This window comes from Paenibacillus ihbetae (assembly GCF_002741055.1).
Taxonomy (GTDB): Bacteria; Bacillota; Bacilli; order Paenibacillales; family Paenibacillaceae; genus Paenibacillus_AQ; species Paenibacillus_AQ ihbetae.
This window is the reverse complement of the sequence record NZ_CP016809.1, coordinates 5,138,457-5,156,932: the sequence shown is the minus strand read 5'-3', so window position 1 is coordinate 5,156,932 and position 18,476 is coordinate 5,138,457. Positions and strand designations below refer to the sequence as shown.

Genomic DNA, 18,476 nt, shown 5'->3' with positions numbered 1-18,476 from the left:
GGTTTTTTACTTTTTCTTGTTGTTGGAATTGATGTATGTTAAAAGGGCAAGGATAAACGATCCAAATAGAAACATGATCGTCAGTGCATCCTTAACTTCCATGGCTTCACCTCCTTTCGAAGGGAAACCATGCCCACCCAAGATTCAATTGTCCTTCCTATTGTACCATCATCTCCCAATAGGGTGAAGAACAATTGTTCGATATTTTTATGGTTTAGATATCGTTAATTTCTGATAACTTTCTTGTATTCACGAACCCTCAACCGGCTTAAGCTTCGTAGGGGCGGGTCATTAGACTTAGCCGGTGCAGATTGTCCACTGAATCCGCTTCTTCAGAAAATGCTTCTCGCGGACCGAGGGGCTACATCCTCGATGCGTGCTGTGCTACCTTTGATTTACATTTAAATCTCTCTTTTTTGACTCGGATTATAATATCTAAAATAATTGAACTCATTCTGTTCATCCAATGAAGGGATTTTCTTCCTACCGTATTTAACGAATCCAGCCTTCTCAATCACCTTTAACGATTGAAAATTATTGTCCACAATAGTAGCCGCCACATATTTAAGATTAAATGTATTTAAGGCCCATTGTGTTAATGCTTGTGCAACTTCCGTTGCATATCCTAAGCCTCTATATTTTTTTGCAATCCCATAACCAACTTCAGTTTCTCCAAGCTCTTCTATATTCCCGACATGACAATGCCCGATAAAAGTAGAATTATCTCTTGACACTACCGCAAAATAAACTGAATCAGAGATGACATTAAAGGTATCATATTTACTTATTTGCCAATCCAGAAAATCAGATGCTTGTTGATAGTTCATCTTCCATCCCGCAGGCCAATCATTAGTAAACGCCTGCAAACATAGGTCGTAGATGTGTTCTTGATCTCTTCTAGTAAGTTTCCTTATCATTAAGCGATCAGTCAATATCGGCAATGTTGGGTTTTCTTTATCCATGTGGTCTCCCCATATGTGAATATTGTTCTGTGGTTTTGCGCAGATTTCATATAACGTTGTTGTATTCACGACTTCCGGCGAAAGTCGAATGTGTCCAGTTGAATTCGCTTCCCTCCTACTGTCAATTGCCTCCCCGAATCCTCTTCTCACTCTGGCCGGACCGAGGGGCGAATGCCCCGAATCGTGAATATGTTGTTATAGGATGTCAACGCCTTCTCGAGCCACTAGCACTTATTATTTAACTAGAGCGTAAATATGAGTATCTCTTATCTGACTCTTATCTGCTGATAAATCATTACATCTTAAGGTTCCTTCTAATTGAAAGCCTAATCGTTCCGGAATCGCCTTACTCTTAAAATTTAAAGTATCACAACGAATTTCTACTCTTCTAGCCTTCAACTCTGTAAAGGCAAAATTGGTAATTCCTTGAACTGCTTCAGTCATATACCCTTTTCCGCTCATACGTGTATCAATCCAGTATCCGATTTCAAATTTACGTATCTCCCAATCTGGCTTATACAATCCAGATAAACCAATGAATTGTTCAGTTTCTTTATCAAATATCAAAAGTCTAAGATATTCTCTCTTAATAAACTTTACATGTTCTTCTCGTAGAATTTCTTCGATTGACTGTTCAGAATGTTCTGTCTGTGCAAAAAGCGAAAACCACTCCTTGAGCTCATTGATCGAGGATAATATACTCTCATACACTACCTTGCCATCACCAGGTAGAGGTGCTCTAATCAATAACCTTTCAGTTGTAAATTGGTTTGGAAAATCTATTAGTATTGGATTCATTCTATAGTCCCCTCTAAATTTATAAATATTTTTTATCCGATATTGCGTTGATTTCCTATAACGTTGTTATGTTCACGACGTCCCACCGACTTAAGGCACCAAAGGTGCCGGGCGCGATGAGCTTAGTCGGTGCAGATGTGTCCGGCCAATGCTTCCCTGAACCCCCTATGCCGGACCGAGGGGGCTTGTCCACTGATGCGAGAACACTGTGTTATACAAATTTATCTCTCCTTGATCTACTTCCAAATCTCTGATCTTGAACCTCGTCATATTCTTGTTTTATTCTTCTAATCTCACAATAATAGTTTTTCCAAAGATAGGTTATTTGTTCCCTCTCCTTATATTAGAATTATAATCCAAAGCGATCTACTTTATATATTCGCAAAGAAAAAGTCGCGACTCCGAAGTGAATTCATACCTCCGACTAACTCTCGACTACTTTGTTTATACTTTATTAAATTAGGATTTTAATTACTATCAATAGAAAGTCGCCTCTTCTAAAGTCGGCATCCTTATGCTATCTTTTCTCGTTAGCTCAATGACCTTAGTCATTTGGAATTAATCTATTGGATCAATTTTTTACGGAATGAGAATTTTACATATTCTAACTCAGGAAGACAAGATAGTCGGCAAGTTTATCGAAAGTCCCCTCAAGATCTTGTTGGAGCTTTGGTGCCATACCGTTGTATAATTCTTGTTCCTTAGCGGAAGCGTTCATAGGGTAACCTTTCAGTTTTAAGACAGTTTTACCTTTGCTATCTTCAAATGTTATGATATTCAAAATTTCAAGAGGCCAACTCGTGCTAAATGGCGCTCGGATCGTATTGCCTTTCTCATCGGAAAAGGATTGGATATAAGTAACTTTCTCAGGGGCGACAACCTCTTGGTACTCAAATTTTCTCCACATAACTAGTTTTCCGTCAGGAGACGTCTGAAAACTTAACAATGCACCACCTGATTGAGCGTCCATTTTAACGACTTCGAGGGTGGACCCCTTTGGTCCCCACCATTTCACGAAATGCTCAAGCTCTGTCCATGCTTTAAATACGAGTTCGCGAGGGGCATTGAATACACGCGTAATTTCAAACGATTGATTTAAATTATTACCCATGAAAGTCCTCCTCCTTTATTTCACAGTTCAAAGATACTAGTTTCTGTTTAATATCTTTGCCTTTAGAACTTATAGATGCACTAACAGAGAATTTCGCATAACGTTGTTGTATTCACGACGTCCGACTAAGTCGGATGTGTCCGGTTGCATCAGCTTCTTAGCCTATATCTCCTGCCGGACCGAGGGCCGAATGGCCCGAAGCGTGAATATGGTGTTATACGATAGCCCTTCTTAGGCTTCACTTTCACAATCTACTTTATCGATAAAATAAGTTAGCCAGGCAAATCCGATTCCCAGATATGTGATCAGTGGTGTTAGTATCTCTTTGAATGATAGACCAAACAATCCTGCACTAATTGTTGCTGCAACAGCTATATATAATCCGACTCTTGCTTTAATTACTTGGGGTGATAAATTTTTTATTGATAAATGATACATAAAATATAGAATTGTATAAATAGCTGTTGTAATAAAAAATAAATTAAAAAAGAGCTTCCCGACATTTCTTTGTATTCCAATAATATGAATAACTGATAAAATAATTTACAGATATGAAGAACGAAGCAAAGAAGGAATAAATAAAAACACCATATAGAAACGACCAGTGACCAAAAATATCAAAGAGTTGCAAAGGGGTTTCAGTTGACTGTCTAATAAATTTGGGAGGTTTTATCCAATAGAATCTGAGACTCGTTATGAAGAACAAAGCATATAGGGTTATCATAAAAATTCCTACAAGAATATTACTCATTACCTTATTTGCATCACCAATCCAATCCATCTGATTAAGTTATTTGATTTAACGAAGAGTATTCTAAATCTTTCTTTCATCTTGATTCTCCCTAATTATGTACTTGCGAATTTTCGTATAACGTTTGTGTATTCACGAACCTGAGAGGCTTAAGGCCCGTTAGGGCCGGGTGGCTCCGCCACTTAGCCTCGCAGGGTTGTCGACTGATTCCGCTTCCTCGAAAATCCTCGCGGCGACCCAGGTCGGCGTCAGCCGGCTGCAGCGTGAATACAGTGTTATACGACGGACCACTTGATTCACCCTCTATTCCCTATGGTTATAACCTCATGTTTGTATAATATTTCTTAAATCCTATCTCTTCCCAAAATCTTTTCCCTCCTGGATTACTCTCAAGTACATCAATTGATATGGTTGTATCCTGGAACAATTCCGTTCTCATTAAATCAACCCCTCTTTTTCCCAACCCGCTTCTTCGATATTGCCTTCTGATAAAATATTGTCTTAAATACACGGTTTTGTCCTTCCTATTATTTACGTCCACTCTTTCCAGGTATAAGGCATAACCAACAATCTGTTCACCCAGGACAAGTAAAATTGCTTTCCAATCACTATTTAAAAATCTTTCATTCTAATCGTTAATTCATTTATTGTCATAGAGTTTTCGCTTTTTTCATCTTCAATAAGCTCTTTATTCATTTCACTTAAAATGTCAACATCACTTAACAGTGCCGGGACTAACTTTAAGGTTTCCATGCTTTAATCCCTCTTCTTTAAATAATAATAGCTTGGGTCTGTCGTATAACGTTTCCGTATTCACGACGTCCGACGTAGTCGGATGTGTCCGGCTGCTACTGCCTCCCCGAAATTCCTCTTCCGGGCCGAGGGCATATGCCCGATGCGTGATTATTATGTTATACGACGGAACTTGCTACCTCAATAATCATCCATAATAAATCAATTCATTTATGTCGTGTCCAAGTCTTGAAGGATGTCTAGGATGGCCAGACTTAGCCTTCTTTAAGCAAAATAGATCAATTCCTTCACTCCTCAATAATTCCATTACGTGTTTGTCTCTTTTGTTAAAAAAGTGTTTTTCGCCCCATGCTATGACCACTCTATCGGCTCTTAGTGCTGCTTCTATAATATACTTGTCAGTTTCAAGCCCTACAGGGTCTATTAATGATTCTTTTAGCCTTTTTGGATCAGTTGAAATCAAACTATAGAGATTGACTACTTCAAGTGATCCATATTGAAATTTGTTTGCAAAATATAGACATTGTCTTGAAGTCTGATCTTCTGAGATTTCACTTGCTGTACTGGGGTTTAACATTATGAATAATAGCTTGGGTAGTGTGATATCCCATTCTCTAGTCAATAAGTATCTATAATTTCTTTCTGGATCAAACACAGCGCCTTGCTTCATTGAACTCACCTTCCTTTATGTTTTTGAAAATATGATTTAAGTTCTGTCGTATAACGTTCTTGTATTCACGAACTTGCGACAGCAAGTTGTCAGCAGCTCCCACTTCTCTGCAAATAGCTTCTGCTGACCGAGGAGCGACAGTGACGATGCGTGAAAACGTTGTTATGTGAGGTAACGGCTTAGAATCATAATCATTCAACCCTATTGTTATTCATTTGTTCTAAACGTCCTAATTGCTCTTCAAAATTTATTTGCTTCTTAATAAGATTTATAGCGCTATTATATTCTTCAATTAACTTATTTTTTTCATTTTCACTACTCGCATTAATAATCATATCTCTTAATAAATCTATTCTTATTAATTCATAGTACATTTCACTAAAATCCTTACTATTACCGTTAAGCAACACTGTCTTCCATTCAATATCAGTATTTAATAGTTTAAATCTTGGACCTATTGAGTCACTTTTATAAGTGTTAATTAGTTGAACAGCGTTTTCTAATTCCATCTTTGCTGCCTCGCTATCAACTGCAAAATTAAATGATAGAGTTATATATAACACAAGTAATGTACCAGCAATTCCTATGGCTGCCCCTACTACTGCACCAATCAATCCGCTGGATAAGTTGGATATTCTATTCATGCTCTTCTTCTCCTCAAACACTAAATTTCTGCGTCAAATAAATTTTAAATCCAGTAATATTCCCGTTATTTCACATAACGTTTCCGCATCTATGACGCGACCCGTCCTTAGATAGCTCTTATCTTAGGCCGGGTCGTGTGTTGTCTGAGTTTACGCCTGTGAGTTTGCTTCTGACAACCAAGGGGAGAATGCCCCGCAGCATAGATACATTGTTAAGTGATGTTACTGCCTTCTCTGTGTTTACATTCTCATATACGGTTTTGTTTCCTATGTATTCTAGGTAATTATAGTATTTTAATGATATTTCATCATGTCTTATATGTTATAATTTTCTAGTACAATATACGGCTATAAGGGCGGTCGGCTAATCTCCCAGAAGGGAGGTGATGCCCATGGAGGTCAAAGATGCACTTTCCTTAATGTTCATGTTCGGCATGTTCATTCTGGCATTGCTTACCTACATGAAAAAGAAATAGACCGCCCTGGCTAGGATAACGGTCTACTTCCGACCCATCTTACGTGGCCGACTGCTCTTTATGCAGTTATTGTACTTAGGAGTCGTGTTCGCGCACGGCTCCTTTCTTATTCTTACCTCAGTATAACTCAATTTATAACGCTTTTATAGGTTTTCTTTGTTAAATTCATTTATATTGGGTCCGTTATTTTTAATCACTGTCAAGTTCCTTCTACATGATGATCAAAATAGCTTTCCCATTCACGAAGGAAACGATATTAAAATTGGAGTATCCCCATGTTTCAATGGTTTTTCCACCGCCGGAGGTTATGTCTTTCGCAGCCGGGTTCCCCCATGACAGCTGTACCTGCTCCTTCGTCATGCCGAGGGAAACCTGTCCGGCTTTAATCTGCTTCCAGATGGACGCGGACCATTTGTACTTTTTATAAGGGTCGTAAGTTAACAACGAGGAACGGTCTGCGAACAGCTGCGTCACTTCCGAAGAACGCATAGGATAACTTTTGACCGTTTTCCCTGATGCCGTTTTGAAGATAACGTTGAATTCACCCTTGTCGTCAGGCAAAATGTCGGTTACCGTCAATTTCGAGAAGCGTTCCAGGTCCTCGAATTCGTTCACCCAATACGTTCGGCCGATGAACTTAACCAAATTGCCCTGCATTGCTTTTTTGATCAATCCAACCGTTTCGCTGGAAACCACGGTCAGGGTCGCATCCGTGCCAAGGGAGATATGCGCTTGCTTCCACTTGGCATCCCAGGTGGTTTTAGCCCCCAGCGCGTCGGATAATACGGAGGCCGGAATGAGCAGCTCGCCCTTGTCGTTCATGGGCGCAGCTTTGAGACGGATGGAGCTTTCATTCAGCTTGGCCTGGTTGCTGCCTGCTTTGAACGTGAGCACGGTCTGTCCGAATTTCGCCTCCACGCCTCCGCTTTTGGCCGAATAGGTTCCGCCCAATGCTTGGATAACGGCTTTCGCTGGAACCATGACATTGCCGTTGATCTGTTTCGCGAATTTCAAATTGTTGCGCAGGCTGGAAGACACCGTGACCGATTTGGACTGGCCGCCCGATGTTACCGTAATCTGCGTCTTTCCGACACCGGCAGATTTCAACGTACCGTTCTTTTGCACACTCAACAAATACGGCTTCTCGATCTCGATGCTTGCATCTTTAACCGGCACCTTGATCTTGGCCCCGTTGGTGTAGTTCTCCTGGATGCTCACTTCCAGCGACTCTCCTATATAAGGGGTCGCATTGGATATCGCAACGGATAAACTTTTAACCACCGGTACATCCACATTTTTGTTCTGGCCATCCTTGTGGTGTACCCAGCTTCCGTCACTTCGCTGCGCATAGAAGCCTTCCGACCAATCCTTCACATTCCCGTAAATGGATGTCCTTACGATCCCGCTAAGCCCTGTGATCTGCTCCTTGAGCTTCCAGCGGTCTTTATACGTTCCGGTTGTCCATACGGTTCCGTCCTGGAGTGTCACGATCAGAAGATCCGTCGGCTCATTAGATACGTAAACGATATGAGCTGCCTGTTGAGCCACGGTTACCGGGATGATCCGCCCGTTATCGTCGAAGTTGGACGTCTCATATACAACCACGTCGCCGTTATCATGCAGCAGGGCAACGCGTCCGCTGTGTACGGTCATGGATTTAACGGAAGCTGGGTTATCCACGATTCCGAGCTTTTTAAATTGATCATTCTTGTAGTTATCCTCGAGCAGCAGCTCTCCGCTTGAGGACAATGCAGCCAGCTCCTGATCCGCATTGGCAATCAGCAGAATGCCGCTGAGATTGTTTACTTTTACATTGCCGCTCCATACGGTACCATCCGACTTCAGCCAGTAGGAACCCGAAATCTGCTTCACGCCGCTTGTACCCGGAACGACCTGAGGTCCCTTGCCGATGCCCCATTCCACTAAGCGGCCATCCTGCGTCATCCCGATGCCCCCGTACTCATAACCGCTAATGGCTGCAACACGACCTGGCGTACGAATGCTATGGCGCCCGTCAATTAGGGACCACATGGAGCCGTCACTCATCAGATAGGTATTCTTTCCCGCAATGTCTTTGATCTGGAGCTCAGCCCCTTCAGCGGAGGCGCTACCTTGGTTCGTTCCCGCCAAACCGAGTCCCACCAGCAAGCTGAACAAAACGAGAACATACAACGTTCTTTTCACTTCCATGACCTCTCTTCACTGTCCAAATAGGAATATTTTTCTAACAACCTCGATTGATTTCGACAAAATAGGTATAAATTCCTGCATGATACAGCGGGACGTTAATTAAAAAGTACTAAAAAAATAACGCTCCCTTTTAAGGCGTTTAGTTAGATTACGCAAATGCATTCGGGAAAGTCTACCTGTGTCGAAATAAGCCCACTAACTAGAGAGTCCGGAGCAAAAAAAGGGACCCCGTCGCATCAAGTTGATTCGATTCGCATTCAAGGCTAAACGAAAAAGCCAGCCACCGGTTAAATACCGGTGACTGGCTGCTTAAATGTAACGACGGTCTTTGTTTACTTAGTAAGGGAGCATGCCGAAATCGGCAGCTTGTTCCATCATTTATAATAGCGAGGTGGCAAACTTCATCTCGGGAAAGCGGCTATCCGGTCCTTTCATTAAGTTCCCACCTTGGTTTTTCAGATACATGTCGAAGAAATCCAGCATATAAGCATTAATAACGGAGCTCGCTCTTTCGGGTGCAATTTTTCCTGTAATGCCCAGTATTTTGAATATAGGAGAAATGAACTGGACATCGGTAAAATTCAAATGCTCCGCATCGTCGATATAGAGGACTTGTCCCCCTTCGCCGACCGTTTCGCGCATCCGTTTAAGCTCCAGCTTTTTATCTTCCGTTACTTGATCCATCCACTCTCTTGTTGAGCCCATACGGTCAAGCTCTGCATCCGTGTAAACCCGGTCATCCCTCACCATTTTTAATCGTTCATATTCGGTTTCCGAGTGGATGAATAAAAACGGCTTTTGCAGCCCCTCTCTGTCACGCAGTCGGTATAGGCCTCCGTCCAAGTCTATTCCGGCCGTGATTCGCGGATCGTAAGCAGCGTCATAGGCCGTCGCTCCGCCGATGGAATGACCAAACACCCCGACATGCTTGAGATCCATCTTCCCTTTAAAACGACTTGGAATCTGCCCCGCTTGGATAAGCTCGAACTGGTCCAGCGCAAAAGCCACATCATCTGTTAAAACTTTTCCCAATTTGTCGCGATTTCCCCTTTCGGTCCGATAATCGTGGTCGGGCGAAAATAAGTCGTTGGTTGTGCTGGTCGTGATTCGACCGTCCGGAAACTCAGTTGCAAATGTATTGAAGGTGTGGTCGATCACGGCCACGATATATCCGTGACTCGCGAGATTCTCGGCTTGCGACGTATGGAGGAACCTGGAAGAGCCGAAGCCGGGATTCGCAAGGATCAGCGGGTATGAAGTCTGTGCTGAAGAAACTTCGGCCCCCGAATAAGCATGACTGGATACGTACTTCAAGTGTTGAAAAGTAAACCCGGGAAGGCCGTAGTTCGCCGCCATGTAACTTAGAATCCGGGGATCGGGGATAAAAGGAGCGTACTGGCCGGTGCCGGCTTGAGCCGGATACCATACCTGAACCATCAATTCCCTCTTCCCTGTCGCGGTTGTGCCAAATGTCTCCTCCCGGCTTGAATCGATGAAATGAAAAGCTTGCGTGCCTACCTTAAACTCGCCGGTTGGCTCCGGAAAGCTGAATACGGGAAACACATATTGAAAGCACGCCGTTGCGAGTAACCCCATCGCAATAAAAAGGCGGCCCAGCACCCTGCGGATTCTCGAAGCAGTCTGAACGACTGCCGGTGCTTTGAAAGCGTCGATCAGTGAAAGAATAAGCATCAGGAGCGTAAATCCGTATAAAAATAATAGCTGAACCCTGTATCCTTCGACAAGCAAATGGATCACTACAAAAATGGAGCCCGCTCCGCTGGTCAGGAGCAAAGCTGATCTTCGGATACGCTGACTGACCGTGAACTGGAATGCCAACAAACACGCACTCGAAAAGAATAGCAGCATTTCAAAAAACCTCACGCCAACTCCCCCTTAACCATAATCCTATCCAGGGAGTATTTTAGAGGAACAGCCAGGTTGGTACCATTGATTTAGATGACAATACCCTTACACGCTTGTAAGGCTGCACGATGATTTGCGGGAAGGCCCGGATCATCCATGGATATTAACGCCGATTAGACGTTCTTTAGTCATTAAAATAACCCGCGCCAGGCGCGGGTTCCAATGGGCGATTTCCTTGTCTATCGACAGTCTTGAATGCGTTCGACGAAATGCAGAGGCATCCACGAAGACAAGGATACGTATAAAGATCGGTATTTGATCGAATATTTTCTTGATAAAACGAAAAATTATCGGCGCTTGGCGACCCGCTATGACAGGACAGCGTTTCACGTCCCTTCCCTAATCAAAATAAACCGTTTTTCCTGTTTCCGCCGATATATATACCGCTTCTAATATTTGCGAAACAATCATCGCTTCCCTCGGTTTGACCAAGGGGTCGGTATCGTTCACGATACTGTGGATCCATTGTTTGGCTTCATACTCGAAATCCGTCATTTCTTCTCCCCTGAACAGCTCTCTTGCATTCGGATTCACTTCGATTTTATTGAGGAACAAGCTTCCGTCCCGCTCGCCGTTGATCCGCAGTTCATTTTTGGCAAAATCCGCCCCGCCCTTCGTTCCGCACAGCAGGTTGCCGCCGCTCTCCGCAATGTTGAGGGCCCAGCTGGTTTCAATAATGACCGTCGCTCCATTTTTAAATTTCACATACCCGAACGCCGAATCTTCGACCTCGAATTCGTTTGGATCCCAGGATCCCCATTCGTTCGCGGCATTTTCAGTATACTTCAGCTTATGGAAGACACTGCCGACGACGCTCTCCGGTTCATAGTTATCCATCAGCCATAGGATCAGATCCAGGGAGTGGGTTCCAATATCGATCATCGGACCGCCCCCCTGCTTCTCTTTATCCAGAAACACGCCCCATGTCGGTACGCCTCGTCTTCGGGTAGCGACTGCTTTCCCAAAATAGATATCCCCAAGCTCCCCGTCGGCGATCATCTTCTTTAGCAGCTGGCTCTTGGCGTTGGAACGGTTCTGGTACCCGACGGTGAGCTTCTTGCCTGTTCGCAAGTGGGCTTCGTACATCGCTTTGGCCTCGGCGCCTGTGACGGCCATCGGTTTTTCGCACATAACATGCTTGCCGCTTTCGAGCGCATCAATGGAAATTGCCGCATGAGAGCTGTTCGGTGTTAGCACATGAACAACCTCGATTTCTTCCATGGCCAGCAGATCCTTGTAATCCGTAAACACCTTTGCGTCTGGCGTGCCGTATTTTTGGGCGGCTTCCTCGGCTCGTTCCGGCTTCAAGTCGCAGAAGGCCACTATCTGTACGTTATCCAACTTGGATAAACACGGCATATGCTTCCCGCCCGCAATCATTCCGCAACCGATAATCCCGACTTTTACGGTTCTCATGGAATCCCCTCCCCCGCGTTATTTGAACTCCACCGTTCGGTTTTCCTTATGTGCGATGTAGGCCGCTTCCAGCAGCTCCGTCAATTTCGTCCCGTCCTCCAGTCCGGAAGGCATCGGCTTGTCATCAAGCAACGCATCCGCCCATTGGATGATCGGAAGCGGCTGCTCTTTAGGGAGCTGAGTCGGTGAGATCCATCCCGAAAAAGGTAGCTCGAGTTTCTTCGAGATGATTCGAACGGAATCATCCGAGATCATCAAGGTGCCCTCCGTACCGTAAATCTCAAGGGCCGAAGGGGTCCTGTACGTCACAAGGCTCGTTTCGACCAATGCGACCGCGTTGTTGACGAACTCAATGGAGCACTGCGCGTTATCCTCTACTGCCCGATGGGTGAAGTAATGGAACATGGATGTGATTCTTTTGGGCTGACCCAACATCCAACTGGCTAAGTACATCGGATGACATCCCAAATCCATCATGGCTCCGCCCCCGGTTTGCTTCTCATCATACCAGTAATCGGGGAGCCAATTATTCAGAGCACCGTCGTGGCCGTTACGAATCCGCAGCAGCGTCACGTCCCCTAATACATGGTCATCGATCAGCTGCTTCGCGAACAACTGGTGCGGTCTTGTACGGGCGGGAAAAGAAATGCAGAACTTGACGCCTGCTTTGCGTACCGCTGCAGAAATCCGATCGCATTCTTCAACAGTAAGAGCCATCGCTTTCTCGGTAAAAATATGCTTGCCGGCCTCCGCGGCAGCGACCATGACGTCGGCGTGCATGCTTGTAGGGGCATCCACCACAACGCCGTCGATGTCTTCCCGCTGCAGCAGCGTATCCAAATCCGCTTCAAAATCCGCTCCCAACCGGGCAGCCCATTCCCTTCCGCGTTCAGGCTGTTCGTCCCAGACGGCCGTGAGCTTCACCTTACCATGAGATTGCAGCTTTCTAGCGTAATCCTCTGCATGCACATGCCACTTACTTAGCATTGCAACGTTCAACATGCGTCTTCCCTCCATAACCGTTGTATTTTTACCAAATTTTCTAAGGGGGGCGGCGTTATAAACAAGGTTAGAAATTAATGGGGATGGAGTGACACCATCCACACCATCCCGCAAACTTCCTTCATTAGAACCCTACGTCATCCCGTTCCGCAGCTTTTTGAGCCACGAACTCCGCCATTTCCTCCACGCCGGCCGCTCTGAATTTTTCTTGGACGCTATGAAGCATATTTAGAGCCTCTTCATCGGACGCTGCAAAAAAGGCCTTCTTAAATTCCTCATCAAAATTCAAACTGCTGGTTTTATCGATATATTCCTGATATTTAGGCCACTCTCTTGCAAGGTAGCTCGCGCTTACTTTATCTATGATTTGGATCGGCATTCTTGCGGAGAAGCTCTCCTCCAGCTTTTGCCACTCGGTTTTTTGATCTTCAGGCGTAGGCCAAGTAACTTCAGACGAGAAGGCCCCGATAAATCTTCCCGGAAGATAATTGAGCCCTGCGTCTCTCTTCAGATCCGGGTTGTCATCGAATTGCTTTTTCACATCCGGAATCCATTGAGGGATCCCGTTCTCCATGGTGTAGTGCGTTCCTTCGATCCCGAAATACGCAAGCAACCGGCCCTCTTCGCTGTTGACATAATCAATGTACCGCAATGCCGCATCGGGATCTTTGATGTCCGCGCTTAAGAATAGGACAGGGAACCCGGAACGGCCCGGCTTTTCCACTTGCGTTCGAATGTTTCCGCTCTTATTCTTCATCGGTCCGAGCAGCTCATACTGCATTTCCGGATTCGTCTTGTACAGCGTTTTTTGTAAATCGGCCAGCATCGGCTGGGCTCCGAATACGGCAAGCTTGCCGGTCGTCAGCTTTTCATTCGCCGTTGTGCTCGTATTGTTGAAGGCTTCAAGATCGAACAAACCTTCCGTTATTAACTTTCTCATGTATAACAGCCTGGCTTCATGATCCTTGGATTGCGTCCAGTGGATCAGTTTGCCGTCAACTTCACGGTAGTCCGATATCGTGTAATCCGTCCACCCGGCTAGGAATTGGCCGTAATCCCATCCATTCCACATGGTTCCGGCAGGGATAACCGGCTTTCCGCCAATATCCTTGAAACCGCCATCCCGGATCTTGACCAATAGCTCATATAGCTCTTCCTGCGTATCAATATCCTCCGCTTTCACATTTAAGGCTTTCAGGATATCTCCCCTGGCAAACAGACCGTAGTTCCAATTATGAATGCTCTCCGGGGTTCCGTCCGGGGTCTCCGTAGGAATGAGATATGTCTTGCCCTCAAATTCGGGGCTGTTGAGATCGAACTCGGCAAAATCCTTCGCAATCCCGGTCGTCACAAGTCTTTTCACATTCGGGTATTTATCGAGATAAGGGGTTAAATCCAGAAGCTGTCCTTCCGTGGCCGCCTTCTTGATGACTTGTCCTTCTCCTCCTGTCGTAGACCAGAAAGGTGCGTTAACGATATCCGGAACCGTACCGGAAGCAAAGATGGTGTTCAATTTCTCGACTTCGCTTGTTGTGATGGATTCCAATTTTAACGTGACCCCGGTTTTCTCCCTGATCTGCCCGGCAACGGGATTATTCTCCTGGTCCTGCGGGAAACCGGCTCCGCCGCCATTCCAGGCACTGAGGAAAGTCAAGGTGACCGGCTTTATTTCTTCAGTCCCTGACTCTTTTGGACCCGGTTCATTCGTGCCTGCTTCCTCTTTTCCGCCCGTTCCCGTGCATGCCGTCATTGTCATGAAAAGCAGCAAAGCGATTAGTGCCATGCCAAGAACACTCCTGCGCTTGTTCTTTCTCATCCTACAATCCCCTTCCATTGGAAGTTTTATATAAGAGGCTCAGCCTTTTATACCAACTATTCCTTAAGAGAACCAACCAATACGCCTTTGACAAAATATTTCTGAAGAAATGGATACACACAGATGATCGGGGTCGTAATAATGATGACAAACGTCATCCTCAAGGCCTCCGGCGTTACGCCTCGCAGCTCCATCTGGGTTTCGGTCATGTTCTGAATCGCAGATCCGCTATTTCCCGACGATGACGTCATCGACTGGAAGGACGCTTCGCTGATCATCTTGTTCAGGAACGTGGCGGCAGGCTGCAGGTTCTCATTCTGTATGAAGAACTGACCGGTAAACCAGTCATTCCACACGCCCACCCCGACAAACAGGGCAATGGTCGCAAGCACCGGCATCGAAAGAGGCAGGATGATTCTTGCAAATACAGACAACTCGCTTGCTCCGTCGATGCGGGCCGATTCCGAGAGCCCTTCCGGGATTCCGTCGAAGAAGGTTTTCATGATAATCGCATTGAAGAAATTGTAGAGGGACGGCAGCACCAGCACCCAAAACGTATCCAGGATGTGGATTTGCCGGAACAGGATAAACGTCGGGATAAGCCCTCCGCTGAACAACGTGGTGAAGAAAAAGAAGAATACGATATACTTTCTTCCGGGCAGCCCTTTCCGCGAAAGCGCGTAGGCTAATAAAGCCGTCAGAAATACGGAGACTACCGTTACGACAACGGTTCGGGTAATGGAAATGAAGAACGAATTCAAGATCAATGAGTTGCTGAACGCTTTCGCATAGTTTTCTAATGTAAATACTCTGGGAAAAAAATAGATTCCGCCCTTCATCGCATCGTAGCCGTCATTGAAAGACAGGGCCAGGAAATAGATAAATGGATAGAGCGCCGTAGCGCAGAATAAAAACAGGACCGTATAGTTGAGCGTCATATACATTTTATCTGCCGGCGTCAGCCTTCTCGCACCCATACACACACCTCCTTATCTTGAGTGCCAGCCTATTACCATAACGATACGTTGCTCACACGTCTGGATATATTGTTGACAGCCACAATGAGCAGCAGCGAAATCGCGGACTTGAATAATCCTATTGCCGTGGAATAGGCTAGTTGCCCCTGCTGGAGCCCGGTTTTTAAGACATAGGTATCCAAGATCTCCGAGACGCTTAGCGTTGCCGGGGACTGCATCAGCCAGATTTGGTCAAAGCCGGCGTTCAGAATTCCGCTGAGGGAGAAGATCAGCAGTATGCCGATCGTTGGAGTAAGGCATGGCAGCGTGATCTTAAATAGCTTGCTCCACCTTCCAGCCCCGTCGATTTCGGCTGCCTCATACAAATGCGGATCGATATTCGTTAACGCGGCTAAATAAATGATCGAACCCCAGCCTACACCCTTCCAGATATCGGAGATGATGACCAACGGATAGAATAATTCCGGCTTTCCCATAAAAAAGATCGGATCCAAACCCATTTGGTACCGAATATCATTGATAAGCCCGACGTTCGGAGACAGGATCTTTTGAAGCAAGGTCACGACAACGACCCACGACACGAAGTGCGGCAGATAGGAAATCGTCTGAAACACTCTTTTGATTCTCTTGTGCATGACGGCATTGAGCATTAAGGCCAGGATCAATGGCGCCGGAAATCCGAAAATAAGCTTAAGCGCGCTGATGGATAACGTATTTCGGAGCACATCGTAAAAGCTGGAATCGTTCAAAAACTGTTCGAAATATTTAAAGCCTGCCCACGGACTCCCCAAGATCCCCAGGTTGAATTTGAAATCTTTGAATGCGATTAAGATGCCGTACATCGGATAATAGGCAAACACCAGAAACCAGATAATCGCAGGAAGCAAAAACAAATAGATGTGCCTGAATTGCCAGATTTTAGAGAGCTTCTTATTCTTTTTTAATTGCTCAAATCCAGGGATAACAGCACCTTTGGGTACCACTCTCTGAACACCTCCTCCATCTTCGTCGGATCGGATGGTTACGAATCCATTCCCGATCGATTGGGAATAGAGCCAATGTCATTGGTCTTCGATTTTCGATTATATATATCGACTGCCCCCCTCCTTACTGCAAGCGGTTTCACTAAACGGTAGTTTAAATATATTCAATATACTGTTGGAATCATTCCATAATTTCTTCATTCCGGTAAAAGTATTTTTTGGCCGATAAAAGTACGGGTGGTTTCGTTGATTAATAAATCGGGGGTTAAATAAAAATGAAGCTGCTGTTAGCCTAGAGTGGCCTCCTGTTTTTTAGGTTATCGAGAAATGGGATGGGGGGCCCCTTCTCCACCTTTCAGGCATTCCTTATGCGAAGGCACGTTATATTCAATATATCCACAGGAAATTGTGTGATCATAAATGTGGTATGAAGTCAAACAGACTGGACATGGCTTGGAGAGCTTCTGCTGAATTTCTTAATGAGGTTGGACTTCTTATGGGAGGATTTCATGGGAAGGAGTTGCAGATGACCTAGTAGAAGAGTCCGGGGAGCCGCCGCTTCCATGGTCGGATTCGATCGAAAGCGCGTCGGACTCGTAATTAGGTTCCTATTATATAGGGGAAACGGGGGTCGATATCACAAAGCGGAGAAGACGTTTGTTCCCGTCGTCTCGCCAATCACCAATTCCGGCTCCACGAGGGTTTTGAAATATTTTCCTTGATGTCCGTCATCACCGTTAATGACCTCAAGCAGGGTATAGGCCGCTCGGTAGCCCATGTCCCGTTCAAACTGTTTAACATGCGTAAACGTGCTGTAGCCTTCGATGATGGAGGTCGGATCATCAAAACTGATGATGGAAATGTCCTCCGGCACCTTCAATCCAACCTGACGTGCAATCTGGTAGATTTTTACGGCAAGACTTCCATTTAGCGTAATATAGGCCGTTGCCATCCGGTTTTTGATATAGCGGTACAGCGGATGGGTTTCCGCTTGCTCCAGACTTCCGAGTTCAAAGCCGGTTACGATGTGGGCTGGGTTAATGAGTGCTCCCTTTTCCTTGAAGGCATTCATATATCCGTCGATCCGCTCTTGGACGGTAACGGTTTGTATGGGCGAATCGGAGCAGATGGCGATTTCACGGTGCCCCAGCTCCCACAGGTAATTGACCGCCATGTTAGCGCCGAGCCTGCCGTCTGATGCTATATAGTGCGTTTCCACCCCGGGAAGATAACGGTCAATGAGAACAAACGGAAACCCCGCAAATTTCATGCTTAGGATTTCCTCGTTGAATAATTCCTCATCAACCGGGAAGATCAATAAGCCTTCCACTCCGATGTTACTGCATGTCTTGATCGCTTCTTTTTCCTTATCAATATCGCCCTCCGACAAATAGATCACGCAGCGGTAATCGTTCTCGTTGAGTGCTTGCTGAATGCCTTGTATAAGCCGAATCGTAAAATAATCATAAATGCTGGGCAGAATCAGGCCTATTAACCTTGTCCCCATTGCTCCGCCAGCTTTATGAATAGACTTTACGGCATTTATAGGAGAAGCCGCCGGCATTTCAGATTCAGGCTCACTTACAAAAGTCCCCTTTCCGGGCACCCTGGTTATGATTTTTTCGTTAACCAAGCCGGCCAGGGCATTCACGACCGTAATCTTGCTGACTCCGAAACGCTCCATGAGGTCTTTTTCCGTAGGAATACGGTCTCCAACCTTCAATACATTTGACGATATCAAGTCGCGTATATACTCTTGAACCTTCTGATACAAAGGCATTCTTTCCGTAGAGCTCAACCGAATCACCACATTTCATTGAATATGTTTAATATATACATTACGAATGGCGCAAGCGTTTTATTCCAAGTCATCATCAGCTTGATAAGCTGCTATTGGTAATATCATTATGGCATAATCTGTAACATTTCCTCAATTCTCCCGCTTCTCGAAACTCAGGCGAGTCCTGAAATCGGCTAGAAATATTTCAAGAAAATGTAAAC

17 protein-coding genes are annotated in these 18,476 nt (G+C 45.3%); 1 reads left to right on the top strand and 16 read right to left on the bottom strand.

Annotation, left to right across the window (positions count from 1 at the left end):
- Positions 1 to 6 precede the first annotated feature (6 nt).
- From comI to BBD41_RS23000, 8 genes are all read right to left on the bottom strand, one after another.
- Positions 7 to 102, bottom strand: a complete 96-nt coding sequence (gene comI, locus BBD41_RS30345) for a competence inhibitor ComI (RefSeq protein ID WP_219993697.1) — start codon at positions 100 to 102, stop codon at positions 7 to 9.
- Between the two features lie 299 nt (positions 103 to 401).
- Entirely contained in the window at positions 402 to 962 is a 561-nt protein-coding gene (locus BBD41_RS23025; RefSeq protein WP_099478833.1) for a GNAT family N-acetyltransferase, read from the bottom strand.
- Between the two features lie 234 nt (positions 963 to 1,196).
- Positions 1,197 to 1,760: a GNAT family N-acetyltransferase gene (locus tag BBD41_RS23020; RefSeq protein ID WP_099478832.1), complete on the bottom strand. Its 564-nt coding sequence runs from the start codon at positions 1,758 to 1,760 to the stop codon at positions 1,197 to 1,199.
- A 604-nt stretch (positions 1,761 to 2,364) separates the two neighbouring features.
- Positions 2,365 to 2,871, bottom strand: coding sequence for an SRPBCC family protein (locus tag BBD41_RS23015; protein WP_099478831.1), 507 nt, complete (start codon positions 2,869 to 2,871; stop codon positions 2,365 to 2,367).
- Positions 2,872 to 3,938: 1,067 nt separating this feature from the next.
- A complete protein-coding gene (locus BBD41_RS30705; protein WP_418304259.1) occupies positions 3,939 to 4,205 on the bottom strand; it encodes a GNAT family N-acetyltransferase in 267 nt (88 codons plus the stop codon).
- Between the two features lie 29 nt (positions 4,206 to 4,234).
- On the bottom strand, positions 4,235 to 4,375 hold the full coding sequence (locus tag BBD41_RS29855; RefSeq protein ID WP_157929329.1) for a hypothetical protein: 141 nt from the start codon (positions 4,373 to 4,375) through the stop codon (positions 4,235 to 4,237).
- 187 nt (positions 4,376 to 4,562) lie between these two features.
- Positions 4,563 to 5,045, bottom strand: a complete 483-nt coding sequence (locus BBD41_RS23005; protein WP_099478829.1) for a DUF1643 domain-containing protein — start codon at positions 5,043 to 5,045, stop codon at positions 4,563 to 4,565.
- Positions 5,046 to 5,236: 191 nt separating this feature from the next.
- Positions 5,237 to 5,689, bottom strand: coding sequence for a hypothetical protein (locus BBD41_RS23000; RefSeq protein ID WP_099478828.1), 453 nt, complete (start codon positions 5,687 to 5,689; stop codon positions 5,237 to 5,239).
- 392 nt (positions 5,690 to 6,081) lie between these two features.
- Between BBD41_RS23000 and BBD41_RS30515 the strand changes: the two genes are divergently transcribed.
- A complete protein-coding gene (locus tag BBD41_RS30515; RefSeq protein ID WP_220687457.1) occupies positions 6,082 to 6,165 on the top strand; it encodes a putative holin-like toxin in 84 nt (27 codons plus the stop codon).
- 210 nt (positions 6,166 to 6,375) lie between these two features.
- Here the strand turns inward: BBD41_RS30515 and BBD41_RS22995 are convergent, their stop codons facing one another.
- The 8 genes from BBD41_RS22995 to BBD41_RS22960 all read right to left on the bottom strand — a co-directional run bounded on the left by BBD41_RS22995 (position 6,376) and on the right by BBD41_RS22960 (position 18,255).
- Positions 6,376 to 8,355, bottom strand: coding sequence for a stalk domain-containing protein (locus BBD41_RS22995; protein ID WP_237086873.1), 1,980 nt, complete (start codon positions 8,353 to 8,355; stop codon positions 6,376 to 6,378).
- 378 nt (positions 8,356 to 8,733) lie between these two features.
- Positions 8,734 to 10,239: an alpha/beta hydrolase family protein gene (locus BBD41_RS22990; RefSeq protein WP_099478827.1), complete on the bottom strand. Its 1,506-nt coding sequence runs from the start codon at positions 10,237 to 10,239 to the stop codon at positions 8,734 to 8,736.
- A 381-nt stretch (positions 10,240 to 10,620) separates the two neighbouring features.
- Positions 10,621 to 11,697: a Gfo/Idh/MocA family protein gene (locus tag BBD41_RS22985; RefSeq protein WP_099478826.1), complete on the bottom strand. Its 1,077-nt coding sequence runs from the start codon at positions 11,695 to 11,697 to the stop codon at positions 10,621 to 10,623.
- A gap of 18 nt (positions 11,698 to 11,715) precedes the next feature.
- On the bottom strand, positions 11,716 to 12,699 hold the full coding sequence (locus BBD41_RS22980) for a Gfo/Idh/MocA family protein (RefSeq protein WP_099478825.1): 984 nt from the start codon (positions 12,697 to 12,699) through the stop codon (positions 11,716 to 11,718).
- A 124-nt stretch (positions 12,700 to 12,823) separates the two neighbouring features.
- Positions 12,824 to 14,515: an extracellular solute-binding protein gene (locus BBD41_RS22975; RefSeq protein WP_237086871.1), complete on the bottom strand. Its 1,692-nt coding sequence runs from the start codon at positions 14,513 to 14,515 to the stop codon at positions 12,824 to 12,826.
- A gap of 56 nt (positions 14,516 to 14,571) precedes the next feature.
- Positions 14,572 to 15,492 carry a carbohydrate ABC transporter permease gene (locus tag BBD41_RS22970; protein WP_007127767.1) on the bottom strand — a complete coding sequence of 307 codons (921 nt, stop codon included), beginning with the start codon at positions 15,490 to 15,492 and terminating at the stop codon, positions 14,572 to 14,574.
- 32 nt (positions 15,493 to 15,524) lie between these two features.
- Entirely contained in the window at positions 15,525 to 16,475 is a 951-nt protein-coding gene (locus BBD41_RS22965; RefSeq protein WP_099478823.1) for an ABC transporter permease, read from the bottom strand.
- 637 nt (positions 16,476 to 17,112) lie between these two features.
- Entirely contained in the window at positions 17,113 to 18,255 is a 1,143-nt protein-coding gene (locus BBD41_RS22960; protein WP_099480750.1) for a GntR family transcriptional regulator, read from the bottom strand.
- Positions 18,256 to 18,476 lie beyond the last annotated feature (221 nt).